The organism is Prevotella sp. C561, from assembly GCF_000224595.1.
Taxonomy (GTDB): Bacteria; Bacteroidota; Bacteroidia; order Bacteroidales; family Bacteroidaceae; genus Prevotella; species Prevotella jejuni.
The window spans coordinates 98,942-123,011 of record NZ_JH114151.1; the positions used below are offsets into that span (position 1 = coordinate 98,942).

14 protein-coding genes and 4 pseudogenes are annotated in these 24,070 nt (G+C 40.2%); 7 read left to right on the plus strand and 11 right to left on the minus strand.

The window, feature by feature from the left end:
- A pseudogene (locus HMPREF0666_RS18705) lies at positions 1-124 on the plus strand (conjugal transfer protein TraG); the annotation flags it as partial.
- A gap of 44 nt (positions 125-168) precedes the next feature.
- Here the strand turns inward: HMPREF0666_RS18705 and HMPREF0666_RS16770 are convergent.
- From HMPREF0666_RS16770 to HMPREF0666_RS17435, 11 genes and pseudogenes are all read right to left on the minus strand, one after another.
- Positions 169-528 (minus strand): transposase, encoded by a 360-nt coding sequence (locus HMPREF0666_RS16770; RefSeq protein WP_369750554.1) that lies wholly within the window; start codon positions 526-528, stop codon positions 169-171.
- Between the two features lies 1 nt (position 529).
- Positions 530-625, minus strand: a pseudogene (locus HMPREF0666_RS18710) (IS982 family transposase); the annotation flags it as partial.
- 571 nt (positions 626-1,196) lie between these two features.
- Positions 1,197-1,676, minus strand: a complete 480-nt coding sequence (locus HMPREF0666_RS12535) for a hypothetical protein (RefSeq protein ID WP_009012731.1) — start codon at positions 1,674-1,676, stop codon at positions 1,197-1,199.
- Between the two features lie 17 nt (positions 1,677-1,693).
- Positions 1,694-3,889: a peptidase domain-containing ABC transporter gene (locus HMPREF0666_RS12540; protein ID WP_042856356.1), complete on the minus strand. Its 2,196-nt coding sequence runs from the start codon at positions 3,887-3,889 to the stop codon at positions 1,694-1,696.
- Positions 3,890-3,898: 9 nt separating this feature from the next.
- Entirely contained in the window at positions 3,899-5,410 is a 1,512-nt protein-coding gene (locus HMPREF0666_RS12545) for a DUF6734 family protein (protein ID WP_009012733.1), read from the minus strand.
- Positions 5,407-6,699: a DUF6734 family protein gene (locus tag HMPREF0666_RS12550; protein WP_009012734.1), complete on the minus strand. Its 1,293-nt coding sequence runs from the start codon at positions 6,697-6,699 to the stop codon at positions 5,407-5,409. Before HMPREF0666_RS12550 ends, HMPREF0666_RS12545 begins: the two co-directional genes overlap by 4 nt.
- On the minus strand, positions 6,699-8,057 hold the full coding sequence (locus tag HMPREF0666_RS12555; RefSeq protein ID WP_009012735.1) for a radical SAM protein: 1,359 nt from the start codon (positions 8,055-8,057) through the stop codon (positions 6,699-6,701). The genes HMPREF0666_RS12550 and HMPREF0666_RS12555 overlap by 1 nt, the downstream gene beginning before the upstream one ends.
- 78 nt (positions 8,058-8,135) lie before the next feature.
- A complete protein-coding gene (locus tag HMPREF0666_RS17675) occupies positions 8,136-8,294 on the minus strand; it encodes a hypothetical protein (protein ID WP_009012736.1) in 159 nt (52 codons plus the stop codon).
- 112 nt (positions 8,295-8,406) lie between these two features.
- Positions 8,407-10,689, minus strand: coding sequence for an outer membrane beta-barrel protein (locus tag HMPREF0666_RS12560; RefSeq protein WP_198010549.1), 2,283 nt, complete (start codon positions 10,687-10,689; stop codon positions 8,407-8,409).
- Between the two features lie 182 nt (positions 10,690-10,871).
- Positions 10,872-11,093, minus strand: a complete 222-nt coding sequence (locus HMPREF0666_RS18470; protein WP_083822550.1) for a cysteine peptidase family C39 domain-containing protein — start codon at positions 11,091-11,093, stop codon at positions 10,872-10,874.
- A gap of 682 nt (positions 11,094-11,775) precedes the next feature.
- Positions 11,776-11,943 carry a hypothetical protein gene (locus HMPREF0666_RS17435; RefSeq protein ID WP_009012739.1) on the minus strand — a complete coding sequence of 56 codons (168 nt, stop codon included), beginning with the start codon at positions 11,941-11,943 and terminating at the stop codon, positions 11,776-11,778.
- A 281-nt stretch (positions 11,944-12,224) separates the two neighbouring features.
- Between HMPREF0666_RS17435 and HMPREF0666_RS12565 the strand changes: the two genes are divergently transcribed.
- The 6 genes and pseudogenes from HMPREF0666_RS12565 (at position 12,225) to HMPREF0666_RS12590 (ending at position 24,063) form a co-directional block, all read left to right on the plus strand.
- The gene (locus tag HMPREF0666_RS12565; protein WP_042856362.1) at positions 12,225-13,457 is read left to right on the plus strand and encodes an aminotransferase class I/II-fold pyridoxal phosphate-dependent enzyme; all 1,233 of its coding nucleotides are present in this window, start codon (positions 12,225-12,227) and stop codon (positions 13,455-13,457) included.
- A complete protein-coding gene (locus HMPREF0666_RS12570; RefSeq protein WP_009012741.1) occupies positions 13,458-14,228 on the plus strand; it encodes a TetR/AcrR family transcriptional regulator in 771 nt (256 codons plus the stop codon).
- A gap of 172 nt (positions 14,229-14,400) precedes the next feature.
- Entirely contained in the window at positions 14,401-15,804 is a 1,404-nt protein-coding gene (locus HMPREF0666_RS12575) for a DUF4099 domain-containing protein (protein WP_009012742.1), read from the plus strand.
- A gap of 21 nt (positions 15,805-15,825) precedes the next feature.
- Positions 15,826-17,915: pseudogene (locus HMPREF0666_RS12580) on the plus strand (DNA topoisomerase).
- A gap of 92 nt (positions 17,916-18,007) precedes the next feature.
- Positions 18,008-22,546 (plus strand): DUF2958 domain-containing protein, encoded by a 4,539-nt coding sequence (locus HMPREF0666_RS12585; RefSeq protein WP_009012745.1) that lies wholly within the window; start codon positions 18,008-18,010, stop codon positions 22,544-22,546.
- 264 nt (positions 22,547-22,810) lie between these two features.
- Positions 22,811-24,063, plus strand: a pseudogene (locus HMPREF0666_RS12590) (tyrosine-type recombinase/integrase).
- The last annotated feature ends 7 nt before the right edge of the window (positions 24,064-24,070 follow it).

The window sequence follows — 24,070 nt, forward strand, 5'->3', positions numbered from 1 at the left end:
ATAATCTCAAAGAAACTATTGAAGCCAATTATCGTAAGGAGAAAAAGAAATATTGTCGCTTGTGAATGCAGAGGTCAAGCGCATCAAGGCTGATTCTGCATTGGCACATCTAATTAAAGAATAGTTTTTTACTATCTATTTTTTATTGAGATATCTATTATAGACCCTTTATTCACTGTAAAAGGTTTGTCTATTGTTACGTGAATTCGGGATAAGTTTAGCATGATAAAAGTTCCAACTGCCTTGATTTCCCACATACACTGGCAGTGCCTCTGGCTTGTTCTCAGAGAGGCAGTATGCTGTAAGGGCAGAACACAAGTTCATGATAAAGTTGTGTATCGAGCGGTGTCTTGAGTGAACAAGGTTGGCTTTGTTCTTGAGTAGTTCGTTAATGCACTCGATAATGTTTCTTTTCCTCAGCATGATTTTGTCCCACATAGGCATCAGTTTGTTCTTCATCTTAGCCTTGAGTCCATGAACGAGTTGGATACCTTGACCGAATAGGCTCTCAAAGAGTTCCTGCTTGATGCATCATCCCTTTGCCCCAATTCAAATAATACTCCTTGAAATTGCGATATGCGCCGAAATGATAGTATACCAAAATGGTCATAATCTCACTTTCCGAGAGCCTGCCCTTGCGGTTTCGGTAGCGTTTGCAATACATGCTCTTTTGGCTTCTAAAAGACACCTAATTGCACTTCAAAAGATGCTCTTTTGGAGTGGTACTAACACCCTTTTGAAGCCCAACTAAGCACCTTTTCTTACACAACTTTATAACTAATTGATTTTCTGTTAGTTGTAAACTTACTTTTTATACGTGTTTTTATCTTTATTTATAGATGTTTTAATCTGAATTATGTAATGATTTTTCAGACCCTTATCTACATTTTGAAGTGTTAAAATGAAAAAGGGTGCGGTGTTGGAGGGTGATAATAGAATAGACATTGACAGTCTTGACTGTATTTTTGTTTAATGAATAAACTCGGTTTTTCCGTTAAAGCTATGCGAAAAGTATCCACTCATTTAACGGAAGAACCTAAAATATCTGGAGTAATGTTTGCATTGGCAGTATTGTTTATCATTGCTATTCTTTCCACTTTTAATTATTTCCGTTGAACTGCAATATGGACATAAAAATTTAACACTCAATCTGGACATTCCTCTCTTTCACTGTTTTATTACGATTAAAAAGGAAATCATATGATATTTGTTATTCTCTTGACAATCCTTTGAAGTACGCTTTCATTACTTTCAAGTATAGATACCGTGCCTGTCATCCCGCTTACAAGATTATACTTGTAATCCGTTATCCTTACCTGTGCCGTGAATACACTACCAGCTTCCGTTTGTAAGGGTATATGCGATGTGGCTGTTATTACAGCATTTGCAACTCCGTATGTTTCTGCATCGTAACCATCAAACTCAATGTTTGCCGTCATTCCTCTTGCTATCGTATTCACATATTTATATGGAATGGTTATTGCGCCTTGATAGGCATTTGTCATCTGCACCTTTGCACTGATGGTTTCGGGATAAGGTATAAAATATGCGCCTATCAGTAGTCCCAACATCACAATGGTGATAATCGTGATACCATAACGGACAATCCTTGATGGTATCTCGCCAATGATATGCCTTACTTTCTCGCTGCGGAGTTCTATCTTGTTGTCTGACATAATATTCCTTTCTGCTGTTAGTTGCCCAATTCCAATTGATTCTTTACAAGGTTATAGTATGCACCCCGCTTTGCCGTGAGTGCTTCGTGGTTGCCAATTTCTACCACCTTGCCTTTATCCAATACCACTATTTGGTCAGCATTCTTCACCGTGCTTAGTCGGTGCGCCACGATAACTACCGTCTTGCCTTTGTAGAACTCATCCAGATGCTCCACAATCATGCGCTCATTATTGGCATCGAGCGAGTTGGTGGCTTCGTCAAGGAAGATGTAATCGGGATTCTTGTACACAGCTCTTGCTATCAAGATACGCTGTTTCTGTCCTTGACTCAAACCAACGCCATCGCGACCGATCTTGGTGTTGTATTTTAGGGGCAATCCCATTACATAGTTATGAATACAAGCTATTTCGGCTGCCCTTTGCAACCGCTCCTTGTCAATCTCTCCATCATCAACGGCAATGTTGCGTGCAATGGATTCAGAGAAGATGACACCGTCTTGCATCACCACACCACATTGTCTGCGCCACCATTTCTTATTGAGTGTGTTCACATCTGTTCCGCCAATGGTGATTTGTCCTTCCAATACAGGATAATAGCCTAACATCAGTTTGATGAGGGTGGTCTTACCGCTTCCCGATGCGCCCACAATGGCAGTTACCTTACCTTTGGGGATAGTGAGGCTCACATCATCAATGATGATCTTCAGTGCGTGTGGGTCGTATTTGAAGTTTACGTTTTCAAGGTCTATGCCCTTATCCTCTTCTTTCACAGAGGTTTCCAATCCTTGCTTTCCGTTCTCATCGTCCATACGGTGGATTTCGTTGATACGTTCAAGGCTTATCTTTACATCTTGTACGGAGTAGAAGAAACTCATCAACTGTTCCACGGGCGAGTTAAGTTGTCCTATGATGTACTGCACGGCAAGCATCATACCCAGCGTGAGTTGTCCATGAATGACGGCTGTTGCTGCCACTACCGTGATGACAATGTTCTTTAGTTCGTTGATGAAGATGCTGCCAGCCTCCTGTGTCTGCTGGAGTTTCAGCGATTTCATCTGCACTCCAAAGAGGTCTGCCTGCACGTCTTCCCATTCCCAGCGTCTGCGCTGCTCGCAGTCTTGGAGCTTTATTTCCTGCATGGAGGTGATAAACTCGTAGGTTTTATTGTTGTTGATAGCTTGTTGCTCAAAGAGTTCGTAGTCGAGTACCTTTCTGCGCCTGAGGAAGAGTGCAAGCCAACCGCCATAAAGCAGACTGCCAAGCATGAAGATGGCAAAGACGAGCCAATTATAGAATAGCAGTACGATGCTGAACACCACAAAGGTGAAGAGTGAGAATACGATACTGAGCGTCTGTTGCGTCAGAAATGTGTTCACCCTACTGTGGTCGCCCATGCGTTGCATGAGGTCACCCATCAATTTTGTATCGAAGAACGACATTGGCAGCTTCAAAAGTTTGATGAAAAAGTCGCTTACCAATGAGATGTTTATGCGCAGCGAAATATGCAACAGCAGCCAACGGCGAATAAAGTCGATGCCAGTACGGCTCACGGTAAGCATCAGTTGCCCTAAGAGTATCAGCCATATAAAACCGATGTTCTGGTTTTTAATGCCCACATCCACGATTGACTGCGTGAGGAAAGGGAGGATAAGCTGCAGAAGGCAACCTACAAATAAGCCCAGTACAATCTGCCCAAAGTATTTTTTGTACTTTTTGATGTAACCAAAGAGGAACTTAAACAGGTGTTCCTCCCTCCTGTCTATGTCTTTTCGCTTATAGAATTTTTCCGTCGGATATAGGAACACAGCTACTCCTTTCTCCGCTCCGTCCTGCTTTGTACTAATCCAGTGCTCCTTAAACTCCTCAAGCTTATACCTAATGAGTCCTTTTCCTGGGTCAGCAATATAGAATGTCTTGCCTTTCTTCAATTTATACAGCACTACAAAATGGTTCTGATTCCAGTGGAGGATGCAGGGGAGATTCTTATTAACCAGATTACTTACCTCACACCTAGCTCCAACAGTCTTAAATCCAAGTGTCTCTGCAGCCCTAGTAATACTCAATAGAGAGACACCTTCTGTAGTTGCAAAACATAACTGGTTAAGACAATCCATTGAATATTTTTTGCCATAATATTTGCATATCATAGCTAAACATGCAATCCCACATTGCATTGAATCATATTGTTTACAAATAATGAAATTCTTATTCATTTTCAGAGATTATTCATCACACAGCAACACATTGTTCGTAATAAATGAAATAATATACTTCATTATCAACTCTGAGTCACTTCTCACATCATCATCTTTTAGCTCTAATTGTATGTGGCTTATAATTTGAGGGGCAGTTGCTTCGGATACAGTCCACATATATCTAATTATTTCCGCACCAATTCCCCTTAATAAAACATCTTTTACTTTTAAAATTAATGGATCCTTTAAGAAAGCCATGATAGGATTCCTAAATGGAAAATGGTAATTTGGAAAAAGATATTTATAGATATCTTGAGAAAGTTCAATGAATGAAAATTGATTATTTAATTTCAACTTATTTTTCTTTAAAAGATTCTCCTTCCAAAAAAATGTGATGTTTTTATCATTTACACTACAAATTTCTTGATAATTCTCTACTAAGCTTTTTTCTGCATTATACCTCATCAAATCTATACAGAAAATCTTTGATAACAAATTATCTTCCTTATAATTAGATTTAGTAATATAGGAATCTAAACCTTCTTTTGATATAGGAATATATATATTTAAATACTTTTTCGTTTCTGAAAATATTAAATCGTTTGTTCTAAGATTGTTTATACACAAATCACTGCATATATCAAAATAGTTAATAATAGTGTGACCTCCTCGATTAATATACGTTTGTATAATATTTTTGTATAAATCTGGAGCTATATTTCTAAGGTATTGAGAAACAAAAATCTGAGCATTAATAGATCGTTTTAAAGAAGCGAGTAAATGCATATACCCGTATTTTGGTTTACATGTAAAATCAACATCAAGCCAATCAAACTTAGTACTAAGCTTATCTCCCCTAGTACAATAGTTTACTGATTTATTTTCCTCCCTCGCCATACTATAAAAAAACATTTGCTCATAAAAAGAATTTATAAATCCATCTTTCGTTACTTTTAGAACTCTATCATTTTTCTTTATAAAAGAATAAACTTGGTTAACATATCTCTTTATAAAATCAATATCATTCCCGCCTAAAATCCCAGCATTAGCGACCCTACAAATTGGAGCAGATAATTCTGCATTCACACATTGAGGAACGACTCCCCCAGCATGTATAAATCTCTCTATGCACTTACGATTATAAAACTGATCATCATATTCAATATTCTGTGCAAATAAATCCGATGACAAAAAATCATCAGATAATTTTTCAAACATAAACCAGTCACAATCGACATGTAAGAATGGTTCTCTCTGCATGCTATATGTATAGACTTTAGGTAAAGCCCATAAATTATATCCTTCATAATTTTCCATAAAATCAGGAATTTCAACAATATTAGTATAAGGAATATGAAGTTCTTCTACCAATATACGGACTTTATGGTTGCAATATAATGTAACCTTTCCAAAATGCTGTTTCAATAAAACGCAACTTAAAGCAATACTTAGCCAATTAAATTCAGCACTTAAAAAACCTGCGTTATCAAATAAAGGGTCTCCATCTGTATAACTATAAAATGTTTGAATTATATTCATATGCAAATTAATATATTATCAAAGATAGCTTGTTTAATAAAGAATATAAAAGCTTTCTTACTATTCTCAGGGATAGATCTTAAAATATCATCTATATTCCTAGGACTCTTAAAATTCCAGAGAATTGATGAAAGATTTTTAGAATAAAGATAATTGTGGTATATCCCCATATAAGCATCAAAAGCTTTAATATTCAGATATTGACCAATTTTGCTCCCATCTGCATTTTTCTTTTTTAAGACCTCTTTTTGCTTGTTAGACAGTTCTAAAAACTGAATATAAGGAGATAATTGTAATTTTAGATTCAATAAAAAAGATGAATCCTGATTAATTTGATTTAAAAATATTTGTTGTTTTAATTGATCTTGGGTAACTTTCTTGGGCACAGATAACTGTGGGACATCTATTCCATTTTTATAACACTCTTTTAAAATTCGTTCATACGTGTCAGGGAACTCTAAAAGCATATTTCGTGCAACAAAACTATTACATCTCACATGTTTCTTATGTTCCATGATATGTATAAAATCTATAGGGTATTGATTAACTATCCTTTCAGGGACAAAGCCATTCGGCATTACAAAGTCTTTTACAATTTCATGATAAAATGTGGATACAGGTTTATTTCTATTTTTTGCCAGAGCATAAAACATCCACTGTTCAAATACAACATTAAAAAGACATTTTTGTTCCGCAGAATACATATTCCTGTGATTAATGGTCATGAACTTTTTAATACATTGTATATACTCTTTAAAGAAATTAATATCACATCCCCCCACTATTCCCAGATTATAAGAGTTAATATAGCTTCCATCTATGCAAACTTTCTGGATATCTAATAATTTAACTTTACTTTCTTTAAGATAATCATATACTAACTTATAAAAGGTGGAATCATGTTCTTGATGTTGAGCTATTAAATCCGACTTATCCCAATATTGAGGAAATGGATTATTTACAAATATATCAGTATCAATATGGATAAAAGGAGCATTCTGTAAAGAATATGTTATTATCTTGGGAAGACAATAATATTTATTACCCTCTAAGATATGACTATTAAAACTATTATATTCATCATATGGCAATTTGAATAAATCCTGAAGTATATGCACAATATCAGAATCACCATAAAAAAATAATGGTGATTTTTGATTATTCTTTTTCAGTGTTAAACAGCTATACGCAATGGACAACCAGTTTATGACAGAATTTAAATATCTTCCAGAAATATCTAATCCATGCTCATGTATACGATCATCATAGTATGTTTGTAAAATATTCATTACTTTCCTTTCCCCTTATAATTATACAACATCTGAATAAGCATTCTATCTTCAATATTATAGATAAACGATGGACATCTAGGCTCATTCTCAACTAAAGCTAGAGGACACAATCCACCACAAAGCGGATAGAATTTACAGACACGACATTTTTCAAACTTACCATTCATTAGCATCTCAGGAACATCTTTGAGAATGCTATTATATTTCAAATTTTTCTGATTTCTTAGATTTCCTAATGCGAAAGGTCCTTTGGAATAGGTAGAAGAATATGATGTTTCAGAACAATCAAAGATATTTCCATATGCATCATACATTTCTGAATCTCTTATTGTCCCGAGACACATGTATGGACCTTCTCTTTCTGGCAAAATCTCTGTTTTAAAACCATGGTCCAACATATACAAAAGATATTCAGTTGATTTCTCACCTATCTTTTTCCAAGTATTTTCTACTCCAGCACCATTCTTAGCCCAAGAGACAACATTCGCGACATAAAAAAATATCTTATCTTGAGCGTTATGATCATAAAGGGATTTTAGAAGAGGAATAACACCTTCAATATTTTTCTCATCCACATTACATCTTACAGATATAAAACATTGATCTTTATCGTAATCAGGACTATTTATAATATTAATTAGATTGGAAAAAATTCTATCAAAAGACCCACTATGATTAATTGTAAAACGATGGATATCGTGAAATTCTTTACTGCCATCTAAAGTTATTTCAATTCGCTTACAATTAAATTCATTTTTCAATGAAATGTATTTGTGCAAAGTGAGGGCATATCCATTTGTAGTTATATGGCTTATATAACGAATATCTTCACTTGAAGTCAGATCTTTTATATTGCGGTTTATATGGCGCATTTCTGTCCATGCAGTCAATGGCTCTCCACCAAACCAACCTATCTCCAATAATTTATATGTATGCGTTTTCAATTTCATCCTAATTCTGTTAAGAACTAGATGGATGTTGTCAGCTGAGATTTTAGCCTTTTTGTGCTCTTGCCCACAATAATCACATGCTAATTGACAAGAAGCTGATGGCTGAATAGATAAATAAAGATTTTCTTTTCTAAAATTTGCCTGCCTTCTTAATTTCTCATGATTTTCTTTATTAATTTCCGCAAATTCATCTTCATTCTCTGGTACAAGGACCTTTACATTCCTTAATAAGTAGAGAGTATCGTCGGATATTATATCTAACCTATTATGTTTAATTGCATCAAATGACTTACAGGATAATCTAATATTTTTACCAGATCTTCCAGAGAAAATAAGATAAACATCATTGCGAGGAGCAGACATAAATGCATATTTCGAAAGTTTAAGCTTGGTTAGATTCTTCATAATAAAATGTTTTAATTTATTTGAGGGTACTGAGTTTATGAAGTAAGCCAGCACCCTCAAATTGTGAATTTAGTTATTCTAACAATTTACACAGTTATTATAGACTCCTCCACATATCCATTTTCCTTTTCCACCATAAATCTCATCTGCTTGGTCATCGTTTAGAATAAGACAGTCAAAATCACTCTCAGACATCATTGGAATACTTTCCATTGATTTTAAAATTTTCTTTTCCATTTTTTTAAGGATTAAAGTTGTATGCTTACTCTTTTATAGATTTTCAGCTACCTCTATTTTTATATTTAAAATGCGCATAAATTAAATATCTAATCAATCATAGCTATACCTTCTATTTGCTTCCTGACAAAATGCCAGAATTGGTATCACTATTATTTATTCGTTTGTTTACATTGTTCTTGTGTTTACCGAAGTCTACGTTGATATATGCTTCAAGCATGAATATTCTGTTCAGGTCATGCGAAAAAGCATCCTGCCTGTAAGGAGCTAGCTTCGACCAGTTCTCTACATACTGACTATACTTGCTACTGAAAGGATTCAACACCTGAGCTTGTATGCCCCAGTTATCCTTATTATAGCCGATAGATATTGAATGTAGAGTCTCCTCCTTGGTTAAAGTCTCTCCCCATAGTATTTTATGCCCTTTGCTGGCACTGGCCATCAAGAACCAATTCCCTTTCAAAAAGGTAACAGAACCATTTACACCAAAATCAGAATAGGTGTGGGTATAATTATTTCCCTCACTTATGTATCTGTTCAAGTATGTGCTGATATTAACCTGAAGATTTTCACCGAAAGGAGTCAGCTTCAGATTTAAATTATTCTGCAATCGATGAAAACCCCTCTGATTTTCCATTGTACGTATATACTTATTATTCTCGAACAATGTCGTCTCCATCAATGGCTTGTCATCAAAGCTGTATCTGATAAGATAATCCAAATCCAACCATTTGTACTTCCAGTTGATAGTCAAATCATTAGAAACGAATTTTACTGTCTTAAGATTAGGATTTCCTCGTCTAACTTGATAATTATCTATATTCTGACTCACATCATTCATATCTGATAATGATGGAGAATAACCTGAAATATAGCCAGTGTATCTAACAAGTAAATTCTTGGTCAGATTGTATGACAATTTAAGTGTTGGCCGAAAAATAATTTTACTCTGGCTTACATCTCCCTGACTGTTATATGTTCTCATTACACCACTACCCATGGTGTATACCAATTTCCCTACCTTAGACATAAATTCCACATACCCATAGGTCTCAGCTGTTCGCATGCTTATATTCGCATTGATGGTTCCACCATAATTATTGGAAACGAAGGCCTGATTATGTTTTATGCCAATTGATAACATGGAATTTTTAATCTTTTGCTCATAAATAGCCTCAGCGATGAGCGAATATTTATCACCTTTTGTCTGCGATGCATATTCCTCAACAGAATTTACTCCTCTCTGAACAAAATGCCTATTATTCTTAGTTTTTATATAGGTTCCTACCACATCAATAAACAGATTCTTTCCTTTAGCCAATTCTGTCTGGTAATAAATATCTAATGAAGGTATATTTTCCCTCGACTTTTCATGATCGGATATTTTATATTCCTGTCCAGCACTTGTAAGTTCGGATTCTCTGTCTGATATGGAATAAGGCATATCCATATATGACTGTCTATAGTTAATACTGAGTAGATGGTTATTTTTATTATAGTCATAACCTAATAGGAAATTCATCCTGTCATACTTTACCTTTGTAGGCAAGCCTGTTTCCACATTGTATAGTGGAGTTGCAGTTCCATTAAAGGTTTCAACATTTTCACGTATCCATTTCAAATCTCTGCGTTCCCAATTAGACATAAACTTGAAAGACGAACTTCCAAAATGATAATTAGCGGAAACATTATAATCTCCTGTTCCGATTTTATTTATGCCATTGGTTAAATCGACTGAGAAATTTCCACCTGAGTTCCTCCGTTTCAGAATAATATTAATGACAGCTCCCACATTTCCATAACGCAATCCCGGATTATCATGGTATTCCACCTTTGCTATATCGTCTGGTCTTAGAGATTTCACCTCAGGAAGCTTTGCCTTTACTCCATTAATTTGTAATTCAACTATCCCTCCTGTAGTCATCTCTATACTATTATTAATAGAATTAATCTCAATGCGTGGAAGACTTAAATTCTGCAGTAACAAAAGTCCATTACTGGATGCCTTCCGTTGCAGACTACTAGGAATAAGTATCTGTCTGTCAATTTTCTGAATTTTATTACTACCAACAACTTTTACCTCTCCTAAAGTCTTTGGCAATACCATCAGTTTAATCTTTCCCATATCAACATCATCCGATGCATTATTACAGGTTATATATTGGTCTTCATAGCCTATATATGACAGATGAACGATAAAGTTATTCGATTGAATACTTTTAATATGAAATTCACCCACATCATTGGTTACGCCGCCAGACAAGAATGTCGAATCTGTCGACAGAATTCTGACTGAACATCCAATTACTTCCTTGTCGTTTTCATCAATAATGTTTCCTCTTACACTCACTTGAGAGTATACTCCTTTGGAAAACATCAGAAACAGGATCATCATAAAAATATGCCTCATTTTTTGTACCATTTTGATAATTTCCTTATAATTTTACATTTATATCTTTAGTCTATTTTGAAACACCCTCTTTTATTTCCTTACTACTTGCTCCATCGCTATCAAACATCACACTTTACGTTATATTCTTATTACCTATAGGCGAAAGAAGTATTCTTATGTTTCCATTAAAGTCCTATAGTTTTAATGCCAAATTTCTCAGCAGCTTCTTTTATTCCCAACATAGAAATACCTTCTGTAGTTGCATAACATATGCTAGACAAGAAAGCTTGGCTAAAGTTCTTACCGTAATATTTACATATCATCTGTAAGCAAGTGGTACCACACATCATAGAATCTGATTGTCTAAAAAAGGTAATCGCCTCATTGTAATCGTATTTTCTCCTCATTACCAGCACCTGTTCCCTTGAACTTGCTGTGGATGTAGATGCGATTTGTGTTGCTTTTCTCTGTTACCATAAAATTTATTTCCAATGGTGTTTGTAGCCAACATTACACATAAGGATTCTTCGGAGAGAAGTCTGTTACATAAAATATAGAGTATCATCTTTTTGATTTGAAAATATTAATAACTGTTCAGGGAAAACTAATATTCCCCCCATAAAAGTTATAGATTTACTCGATTGCTCTACAATTTGAAACATGAAACTTTTTAATGTTGCGACATTAATGTTGAGGTCTTTTCCTATTTCAACAATAGATTGTTCATAACTCTTTTCCCAATATTGGTTATGATATATCCAAGAAATGGAGGAATTGTATATATTGTCTGATAATTACTCAGAATTAACAAACATATTCTTTCTTACGATGTATGAGCAGGTTGCCTCATTTCTCACCGAGTACGCTCTATTTAAAATAACATATTGCATTTCGTATAAAATTAGGTAATTAATAATCTATGCCGAAATTGAAATGAGCACTATCAGAAGTTGCACTTTATGATGGTTGGAGTTAAAACTCATGCCAAAACTGCATTTCAAGTAATGGCATGACTTTGTTCTTTGTTATTGGAGCATCAAGTCTAAAGTAGATTTTTAATAAAGCATTAATTCTCCCTTCGCTCATTGTTTAGCTGTAAATGGCACCATCAGAATCTTCTGAACCATCTTCAGTAGGAACCTCAATTATTACGACTTTTTCTGCACCACTGCTGCAATGATAATCTCTATATGCTTGACCTCCCTTTACTTCTTCCAACTCTGAAAGTCGCAAATTTTCTATAATTTCTTTATTCATCTTTTGTTATTTTATTTTCACCTACTCGTGTAGCTTTTCAGTTACCGCTTCTTTAATTATTTCAGTTCGGTTTAGATTAGCCTTCTTATAGCTTCTGGCATTGCTTCCCTTTGTACAGTAAGGTCTGTTCTATAATTATACTAATTATAATCTTAACGATGCAAATATACAAATCTATATTGTTTATAACAAGAAAAACAAGGTTTTTTTTCAAAAAATTTTCAACTCCTCAATATTTTCTTTACATTTGTAGCTATATTTACTATCTACACATTGTTTATATGAATAAAAAGATTATTTCATTAAAAGATTTCGAGATTACTCCAAATGAGAATGTAATCGAACGGAGCCAAAATTTCCAAAGCTACATAGACCAAATGGAGCAGTTCGGCTGTAAGAGTTATTGGGTCATGGCAAGAACAGGAGTAGGAGCCAAGATGCAGATAGAGGGCTATGCTGGTGAAGTTTCCGCGTACATTTCCAATGATTACCTTGGTATGTCGCAAAGACCAGAAACTAAAGAAGCTGGCATAAATGCCGTCCTGAAATATGGCACAGGGGCAAGTGCCGCACAAGCCATCGGTGGCTATTTAGACATCCATCAGCAGTTGGAACAAGGCATTGCAAAGTTCGTTGGTCAAGAAGATGCCATTCTATTCTCATCAGGTTTTGGTGCCAACGCTGGTCTGCTTCGTGCTATATTGGGAAAAAATGACATAGCTTACATAGATTCGTATATCCATACCAGTGCCACAAGTGGTTTAATTGGAACCAATGTAAAACATATAGGACACAATGACATTGACTATCTTGACATGATCCTTGAACGAGAAACGGGAAAATATCAGACTCGATTGGTCATCATTGATGGGGTCTATTCTCAAAATGGAGATTTATCAAAACTTCCAGAGTACATTGCAGTATGTAAGAAACACGATTGTCTTCTTATGGTGGATGATGCCCACGGTATTGGAGTAATGGGAGAAAATGGCAGAGGAACAGCCGAATATTATAATTGCTTAGGACAAGTAGATATTATTACAGGAACTTTCAGTAAGTCTTTCGGATGTGTCGGTGGTTTTGTTGCCGCGTCAGAAAAACTGATTCAGTATCTGAGATATTATGCTGACAGTAATGTTTTCTCTGCTGCAATGACTCCACAGGTAGCTGCATCTTCACTGAAAGCACTGGAACTCATACAGAGACAACCTGAAATTCGAAAAAAGTTGTGGACTAATGTCAATTATCTGCGCAAACGACTGACAGAGGAAGGCTTTGATACAGGCTACTCTGTATCAGCAATATTCCCTATTATGGTCAGAGACAATAGAAAAGTATATGAAATAGCACGAGAATTGCAAAAAAGATGTATCTTTGTAAGCGGTATCACATACCCTGCGGTAAGAACCAAGGAAGCACGGCTTAGAGTTAGTGTATTGGCTTCTCACGAGATAGAACAGTTAGAGCAATTAGTGACTGCTCTTTTGGAAATCAGAAAATCAATTCCTTTTTAGATGGCAGAAGAAGAAAATAAACCCAAAAGATACAGAAGGACAAACGTCGATATACAGGCAGACATTATCAAGGCAGCAGAAAGTCTGATTAAGAAAAAAGGCTTTGCATCAATGTTGGTGACAGAACTCATCAAAAAAGCCAGAATAGAGCCGCTTGTGTTCTATAACAGATATGACAATCTTAGCGAATTTTATGATGAATTCGTTAAGAGGTATGACTATTGGTTTAAGGATGTGCTCACTGGTGCTCAATTTCCTACAGATTCAGAATTGGGTTATATCAGTATTTTCAAGGATGTACAGAAAGCACTTCAAGATAAATCAGTGATGTTGGAACTGTTACGCTGGGAGATTGCTGAAGGAAATAAGACCACAGTCCGTACGGCCATGCTCAGAGAAATGCACACTTTACCTCTTGTCAATATCTATGAAGAGAAATTCAAGGACACTGGTATTGATATATCTGCCATATCATCCCTGATAATCGGTGGCATTTATTACCTCAACCTTCACAGAGAGCGTTCCAAATTCTCAGACATTGACTTGAATACGGAACAAGGCAGAAAGCGTATAGAAAATGCTTTAGAGGAACTTGGACACATGATATTCCACAACCATGAAGTAAATAATTATAAAAAAGTAGTTGCTAAAAGAATGAAAGAAAATGGTATCAGCGATGAAATCATAAAAAAAGTGTTTGGATTAAACCATACAGTTCAAAGAGATTCCCCACTTATCCAGCGTGATAATTGGGGAATTTTCTTATTATAGAAACTATATTCTAAATAAAGTGATATTTTAGGCTTTACCATAAACTAAACATAATAGATTGTTTCCCATAAATTCCTTTTATTTCCTACTTTACCCGAAAACTTTTTCATCTCTTCATATACCTATAATTTTGCTGCTTGATAACAGTATTCATCATTAAAATTATCAAGCAATGGAATCAAACAGCAATGACAATTATGTGCTGGTCTTGGAAGACCGCACGGAAGTGAAGAATGAAAAGGAAGCAGGAAAACTCTCCGTAGTTTCTGGTATTGACGACAAGGGAAACCTTAAAACCACCGAGGCAATCGCCGCCAATCAGGCAGCGTTCTTGAAGTTCAACAACAAGGACGGACTTCTGAAGAACTTCATGACTAACTTCCTCAAACAGTTCAATAACCCGACTCATTTTGGACTGTACAAGGTATTGGCAGACAATGTGGAGCAAGGCGTGGACAACCTGCGTACCATGTTACAAAGCCGTGAGAAGCCCGAAAGCAAACAGCAACTGGCAGAGATGGGTGTTCCCTTTGAGGACTATCTGCCCCAGCAGAAGAATGCTACTGCCATCGATGAGTCGAAGATTGATTGGAAGCAACTCGATAATCTCGGTCTTTCCCATGAGCGATTGGAGCAGAGTGGAGAATTGGAAAAGATGCTCAATTGGCAGAAGAGCAATCTCTTGACGATTGCTGTACCTATTGGAGACACGACTATCTACACTGAAGCACGCCTTGCGTTCCGTACGGACGATAACGGCAATATCGGCTTGGCGATTCACCCTTTGAGAAAGGAGCCACAGCTTGACTTTCCCTATATGGGTTACAAGTTCTCTCCCGAAGAAAAGGAGCAACTCCTTGCTACGGGTAATCTTGGCAAGACCATTGAGGTAACACCTAAGAACGGAGAGCCTTTCTCTGCCTACGTATCTATCGATCCGCAAACCAATGAAATCATAGCCCTGCGTGCCGACCGTGTGAACATCCCTAAGGAAATCAAGGGTGTAACCCTTTCTGACGCTCAGTATAAAGACCTTGTGGAAGGCAAAGCCGTGAAAGTGGAAGGTATGACTGCCAAGAGCGGCAAGTCTTTCAACGCCACCCTGCAGGTCAATGCCGAGCGAAAGGGCATTGAGTTCATCTTCGACAATAATCGTGGTTTTAAGGAACGCCAGCAGCAGACACAGCAGCAAGGTGTCCCACATAAGCTTTGCGGTTTAGAGTTATCAGATAAGCAGCGTGAAGCCTTGGATAGCGGTCGTACACTATACCTAAAGAATATGGTGGACAAACAGGGGCAACCATTCAACGCCTATGTCCGCATGGACAAGGAACAGAATAGACCACGCTTTTATAAATGGAATCCCGACAAGAAGCAGGAAACCGGCAAGGAAAAGGTGGTTGCCGTAGCCGAAGAACACAAAACGCAGGTAGCTGTGAACAACCACGGCAAGACCAATGAAGCCACCAAGAATGTGAAAGAACCACTGGAAACGGGACAGACACAACCTACTGCTGCCCAAAAACAGAAGCAGAACGAGAACAAGCAGAAGAAGTCCCGTGGACGTAAGATGTAACCCTTAATTCTATTATCGACTATGACAACTTGTATTATCGCCGAGAAACCCTCGGTAGCCAGAGATATTGCCCACATCGTAGGAGCAACGAGCAAGCAAGACGGATATATGGAAGGCTGCGGCTATGTCGTTACTTGGGCAATGGGACACCTCATCGCCCTTGCCATGCCCGAAACCTACGGTTTTTCTGCCTACAAAGCCGAGGACTTGCCCATCCGTCCCAATCCATTTCTGTTAGTGGTACGACAAGTACGTAAGGACAAGGAGTATGTATCAGACCCTGCAGCATTGAAGCAACTTAAAGTGATACACTCCTGCTTTGACAAGGCAGATCGTATCATTGTCGCCACCGATGCAGGGCGAGAGGGTGAGCTCATCTTTCGCTACATCTATCAATATCTTGATTGTAAAAAGACTTTCGAAAGACTTTGGATAAGTTCACTCACTGACAAGGCTATCCGTGAAGGACTTTCCAATCTCAAACCTGGAAACTGTTACGACAATCTCTATCATTCCGCCAAGGCAAGAAGCGAAGCTGACTGGCTGGTAGGTATCAATGCCAGCCGTGCCCTGTCCATTACACGCAAGGGAGGTTATTCTTTGGGACGGGTACAGACCCCGACATTGGCTATGGTCTGTCGTCGGTACATAGAGAACCGTGATTTCTCTTCCGTGCCTTATTGGAAACTCTCCGCTCTCATGGAGAAAGAGGGCGTGTCGCTGAAAGCCATTGGCATTACAGACTATGAGAGTGAAGCATCGGCACAGACAGCCCTCACTACGCTCCGCAGTCAGAGCCAGCTTAAGGTGGAGTCGGTCACAAGGAAGGTGGGCGGTACACCGCCACCACTCTTGTACGACCTCACTGCCTTGCAGAAAGATGCCAACAGACACCACGGCTTTTCTGCAGACAAGACCCTCTCGATAGCCCAGAGCCTCTATGAGAAGAAAATCACGACCTATCCCCGCACTGGCAGCCGATATATCAGCGAGGATGTTTTCGAGGAAGTACCCGTCCTGCTGCGCAAGATAGGCATGCCACTATCCAATCTGCTTAACCGCCACTCGGTGGACAATACCAAAGTTACTGACCACCAAGCCATTATCCCGACAGGTGAGCCACCATCAGGATTGTCGACAGATGAAATAACTATCTATCAAATGGTAGTCAATCGCTTTGTCGAAGCCTTTTCCCCCAATTCCGAGGAAGAGCGTATGCAGGTACGGTTTACTGACGGTACCAACATCTTTACTTGGAAAGCGTGTAGGCAGATTTCCTTGGGATGGAAAGTCGTGCAGAAAGAGCAGGTTACTGATGCAGAGAAAAAGGAAAAGAAAAGGAAAACGACAACGACAATGAACAGGTTTTACCTTCATTGCCTGATTTGACGGAGGGAGAGGTTTTGGCACTTGTTTCTGCTGAAATAACCGAGCATAAGACTAAACCTAAACCCCTCTACACAGAAGCAACACTACTTTCTGCTATGGAGAATGCCGGAAAAGAGATCGAAGATGCAGAAAGCAAGAAAGCAATGGCAGCGTGTGGTATCGGTACACCTGCCACCCGTGCCAACATCATCGAAACGCTGATCCTTCGTGATTATATCCGAAGGGACAAGAAAGCCATCATACCTACCGAGAAAGGCTTAGCTGTCTATGAGATTGTCAAGGACAAGAAGATTGCCAATGCGGAGATGACAGGCAGTTGGGAACTTGCCCTTGCCGCTATTGAAGCAGGAAAGATGCCATCTGATAAGTTCTCACAAGGCATCAACTCATACGTGGGAACTATTTGCGAGGAACTCCTCTCGCTTTCTTCAGAGCAGAAGTCCTATCCTGTCTACCGCTGCCCAAAATGCGGACAGAAGAGTGTCGGCATCTATGCCAAGGTAGCCAAATGCAGGCATGAAACCTGTGGTTTCCACGTATTTCGTGAAGTCTGCAGCATACTTCTCTCTGAAGATAATATCCGTGACTTGATAAGCTCTGGTCGTACGCCTATCCTTAAAGGGCTGACCAGCAAGGCAGGCAAGAAATTCAATGCCCGACTTGTTTTGAAGGATGATTATACCACCACCTTTGAGTTTGAGCAAAACAAGAAACGGAAATAGCATGTTATTTCATTTCTGATACTAAAGTCTGACATTACGGTCAAGCTTTGGTATCAGAGTAGTTATTCCCATAATAGAATACATTATACCTTATGGCATACAATAAGAAAGAAGTCCTGCAAGCCAACACGGAAGCTATCCGAGTGGTCTTGCGATTAGAAAAAGAACGCCGTGAAGCCACCGAAGCTGAGAAAAGTATCTTACGGAACTATCAGGGCTTCGGTGGCTTAAAATGTGTACTCAACCGCACAGATAACCCCGATGATATACGCTATTGGAGCAAGTCAGAGCAGAATCTCTTTGAACCGACACAGCAGCTCAAGCAGATGATTTATCGTGAAGCCTTAGATGCTAACACCGCCAAGCGGTATTGGGAGAGCATCAAGGCAAGCGTATTAACTTCCTTCTATACCGATACCCGTATCGTGTCTGCTATATCGGACGCACTTGCCTCCACAAACCTGCAGATAAGACGATGTTTAGACCCTTCTATGGGTATGGGTGCCTTTGCCGAGACCTTTGCAAAGCAAGCGGGTGTTGTAGATGCAATAGAAAAAGACCTACTCACTGGCCGCATCTCACAAGCCTTGCACCCTTATGGCAAAGGCAATATCTTCGTCCGAAACGAGCCTTTTGAAGCTATTGGGGAGTTAGAAGACAAAGACAAATACGACCTTGTTACAAGTAACATTCCTTTCGGTGATTTCATGGTCTATGACCGAGAATACAGCAAAGGTAAGGACACTCTTAAACGTGAGTCCACACGTGCCATTCACAATTACTTCTTCGTGAAAGGTCTGGACTGCATCAAGGAAGGTGGAATTTTGGCATTCATCACCTCACAGGGCGTATTAGACAGTCCCCGCAATGAAGCCATACGCCGTTACCTTATGCAGAACAGCCGCCTTATCTCCGCTCTCCGACTACCATCAAGTCTGTTTTCAGACAGTGCAGGAACGGACGTAGGCAGTGACCTCATCGTCCTACAGAAGCAGACGGGTAAAGAAATCAGCGAAGGCATCGAGCAGCAGTTCGTAGAAACCGTTTCCGTTCCTAAGGAAGAAGGTTCTTCGGTCGTCTTCAAGCATAACTCTCTTTTTGTAGGAGATTGGAAAGACATATCTCATCGCACCATTGCTACAGAGCGCATAATGGGTACAGACCCTTATGGAAGACCTACATGGGAGTATCGGTTCACAGGAGGGATTGAGGAAATGGCAGAAAGTCTCCGAACACGGCTCTCCCTTGAAATGGGACAACGTATCGACCGTAAACTATATGAAACAGGTATACCGATGACAGAGGTAGAGCGAGATGCAGAGGCGGAGAAACAGCTTCGCAAGTTGGGTATTACCATAAGTCGGGAAGAAGAAACAGAGAAGACAAAGACTGAAGACAAGGGCATAAACGATGCCTATAACCTCATGCCCGACAGTATCAGAAAGCAACTGCCTAAACTCTATAGCACGGAAAAGGAACTCATAGGCGATAAGGTTGCCTACGCACGCTATTTCTTCCCTATGGGAGCATACACAGCCTACCTTCTGGAATATGATCCTAAGAGCCGCATTGGTTTTGGTGCTGTAACGATGGGGTACGGCTGGGAGCTTGGCAATATGTCCCTCGATGAAATGGAAGGTGTGAAGGTAAGAGGACTGGGCATTGAACGTGATCTGTACTTCTCTCCTAAGAAATTGCACGAGATAGCCGAACTGGAAGAAATCGTCAGGGGACAATATACAAAAGAAGAAGTGGTAGCAGAGGAAATCAAGGAAGAAGTGGTAACAAAGATAGAAACAGAGAATAAGGTTAAGGAGACTGTGCCCATTGCTTCTGAGAACGATACGCAGATAATGGAAGATACCGTTCCTGGCGGAGAGACAATTCCATTACAGCCGTCATCATCAGACTCTGCCCCACAACAATTCGTATCAGAACAGCCTTCCATGACTATAGAACCTGTTCCCGAAGGCGTACCCGCCTTGACACTTCATCATCAATACGAGCAGGAACAACAAGAAATCCGTACGGATATTGAAGCCCCAAGAGAGATGAACGGGCAGACGATATTCTTTGACGACGATCATCATCCGGTGGTGGACAATAACATGGAAGACATCGGACAACCGGAGCAGCTGTCACTATTTGCCCCGGAGGAATACAGCCTTTGGACAAGAGAAGTAAGCTGTGTCAATAATGAAATCAAGGAAGGTACAACAACTTCACATACGCAGCACCCCACGTCACAAACTGACACCTTAAAACCATTGGAGAGCAAGATACAAAAGCCAGCAGCCGTACCCAAACGCCGTACCCGTAGTAGCAGAAAAGCAGTTTCTTCCTCTCCACGTGAGCCATCCCTTTTCGACTTCATGAATGAAGCCGAGGAGCGCAAGCCAAAACCGATAGCGGAAGTCAGAAAGGAGTTTGATGTTTCACCGCGCCCTTTTCTCTCTTCACCGGACTCTCACCTGAGAGACGGCTCCATTGTCGTACAGAAGGGACAGATAGGCTTTCTTTCTGACTTAAAGCGACATCCAACCTTTAACCCGATGGACTTGCCGTATGCGCAGCTTTCCCGCCTCAAAGCCTATATCGAGATACGGGAGTGCTATCATCGTCTCTATGACTACGAGGCGGAGAACCATGCAGAAGACAGGGAAGACCGCAGCAGACTCAACCACCTTTATAATGACTATGTTGCACACTGGGGCTACTTCAATCAGAAGGCGAACACCGACATCATCAAGATGGACGCCACAGGCGTGGAAATGCTCTTCTTGGAACGCTCCGAGAACGGCAGGTACGTCAAGGCGGACATCTTTGACCATCCTACGGCATTTTCTACTACCGAACTTTCCATTGCTGCCGACCCGATGGAGGCACTGGGTGCATCGCTCAACAAGTACGGCGTGGTGGAACTTGACTACATGAGTTCACTTTTACCTGATATGGAGGAAAGCGACATCATTTCTTCCTTGGAAGGTCGCATCTATTACAATCCCGAAGAGAATGCCTACGAAGTGGCGGACAAGTTCATTTCGGGCAATGTAATAGAAAAGGCGGAGCGTATCGAGTCGTGGCTCTTGGATCATCCAGACCATGAGGAAGCCAAACAGAGCCTTGCTGCCTTGCGTGTAGCCACACCGACACCCATTCCCTTTGCAGACCTTGACTTCAATCTCGGTGAACGCTGGATACCTGCCAAAGTCTATGGCAGGTTCGCTTCGGAGTTCTTCGGGACGGATATTGGCGTATCCTACCATTCCAACATGGACGAGTATTCCATTGTCTGCGACCGAAAGAATGCCAATATCTGGCACAAGTATGCCGTACAGGGTGAGTTCCGCCGTTATGACGGCATCAATCTCTTGAAGCACGCACTTCACAATACCATTCCCGACATCAACAAGAGTAAGGAGGTGACGGACAAGGTTACGGGAGAGACCAAGACCATTAAAGTAAGGGACGGACATGCCATACAGATGGCAAACGCCAAGATTGAGGAAATCAGGCAAGGCTTTGTCGATTGGCTCGGACGCACACCCGATACCTTCAAACAACAGCTCTCCGACAGGTACAACCGCCTTTTCAATTGTTTTGTACGACCTAATTTCGACGGTACGCACCAGACGTTTCCCGACCTTGACCTCAAACGATTGGGTATTGCCGACCTCTACAAAAGCCAGAAGGATGCCGTGTGGATGCTCAAAACCAACGGTGGCGGTATATGTGACCACGAGGTGGGAGCGGGCAAGACGCTCATCATGTGTACAGCAGCCTACGAGATGAAACGCTTGGGACTAGCAAACAAACCGATGATTATCGGTCTGAAGGCAAACGTATTCGACATTGCTGATACCTTTAGGAAAGCTTATCCCAATGCCAAGGTGCTCTATCCAGGTAAGAACGATTTTAATAAGCAGAACCGCCAACGTATCTTCAACGACATCAAGAACAACGATTGGGACTGTATTATCTTAACGCATGAACAGTTCGGTATGATACCGCAAGCTTTGGAGATACAGGAGGCGATTATGCAAAAGGAACTGGACTCCGTGGAAGAGAATCTCGAAGTGTTGCGGCAACAAGGAAGAGACATCTCCCGTGGCATGCTCAAAGGACTGGAAAAACGCAAGCAGACACTTGAAGCCAAGTTACAGAACATACAAGACAGCATCGCCGAGCGCAAGGACGATGCCGTGGACTTCAAGATGATGGGTATCGACCACCTCTTTGTAGATGAATCGCACCAATTCAAAAACCTAATGTTCAACACCCGCCACGACCGTGTGTCGGGCTTGGGCAATCCTGATGGCTCACAGCGAGCCTTGAATATGCTCTTTGCCATACGCACCATACAGGAGCGGTCGGGCAAGGACTTGGGAGCGACTTTCCTTTCGGGAACTACTATTTCCAATAGCCTGACAGAATTGTATTTGCTCTTCAAATACCTCCGTCCGCAGGCTTTGGAGAAGCAGGGTATCAATAGTTTTGATGCTTGGGCAGCCGTCTTTGCCAAGAAATCAACTGACTATGAGTTCTCCATCACGAACGACATCATTCAGAAAGAGCGGTTTAGGACATTCATTAAGGTACCTGAGCTGGCGGCGTTCTATGCGGAAGTATAGGAGTTGGAAGCAAGAAAAGGAGAAAAATGTGTATCTGATTGAAACACAAGATATATTGCCTGCTTTCTCATTGGGTTGCATCAAGGTAAATAGGCGAAAAAAGGAGTGAAAAAGCAAGAGTTCAGTTACCAAATCGTTCGAGAAACGATGAAAGGAAAAGAACGGCTAAAAGTGGTAACTAAAACGGTGTTTTCTCTTTCATTATCAATGTTTTGCATCACTCAAAGTTCCTCTAAGAAGTGTAATTTTGCAAGCAAAAAGACAATGGAAAAAGAAAAAATGAAGCTGCTTTTCTACCTCAAGAGAGGTACGCAGGACAAAAACGGGAAAAGTCCCATCATGGGACGCATCAGTATCGGTCGCTCAATGGTTCAGTTCAGTTGCAAATGTGCCTGTACACCAAAACTTTGGGATAGTCGTAAACAGCGACTTGTGGGCAAGAGTGCCGAAGCCGTATCAGTAAACAACGAACTTGACCGACTGCAAGTAAGTGTCCATCAAGTTTATGAATCGCTTTTGGGCAAGTTGAACAACACTGTTACGGCAGAGCAGATAAGGGAACTTGTATTCGGGTTAAACAGCAAGTCGCAGGGACTGCTTCATCATACGGACGAGTATATCAACCGCTTCCGTGATCGGGTGGGTATAGACCGCAGTGAAAGAAGACTGAAATGTCTGCTGCTCTTCCGTAAGCATCTGGCAAAATTTCTCAGACATCGCTACCATGTGGACGATATTCCCGTGCAAAAAGCCGATACTGCCCTTATCAAAGACTTGGAGGAGTATTTTGCCAAAGAAAAGGGTTTTAAACTCAACACTTCGGCTGGTTATCTTACTATGCTAGCATCCCTACTCAAGGACCTGCACAAACGGCACATCATAGACATCTATCCTTTCATCGCTCACTCTATCCGCTGGGACGTGGGTACACCCCGATACATCACAAGGGAGGAAGTAAACAGAATAGCAGCATTAAGCGATAACGAACTGCAAGGCTATGAGCAGGTGTCGAGGGATATGTTTCTCTTTTCGTGCTATACCGGTCTTTCCTATACGGATGTGTACCACCTCACGGCAGAGCATATCATCCATGAGTCTGGTATGAATTGGATACGAAAGTCGAGAATAAAGACAGGCAATATATGCCACATACCGCTACTGCCCGAAGCATCTGCCATCATTGAGCGCTACCGAGGTATTCACACTAGGGCGTTCCGTCACGAACCGCCCAAAGGGTATCTGCTGCCCATACCAGGCTGCGACACTGTAAATATCCATCTCAAGAAGATAGCACGGCTTTGTGGTATCACAAAGACACTGACCTTTCACATGGCTCGCCACACCTTTGCTTCGCAGATGACACTCTCTGAAGGCGTGTCTATCGAAAGCGTATCGAAAATGCTCGGACACAGCCAAATAAAGACCACACAAGTGTATGCAGAGACTTCTCCAGAGCGTGTCTTTCGGGATGTGAGAAGATTATTCCTCTCATTGCACAATATCGTCTGACTAACTAGAAATTAT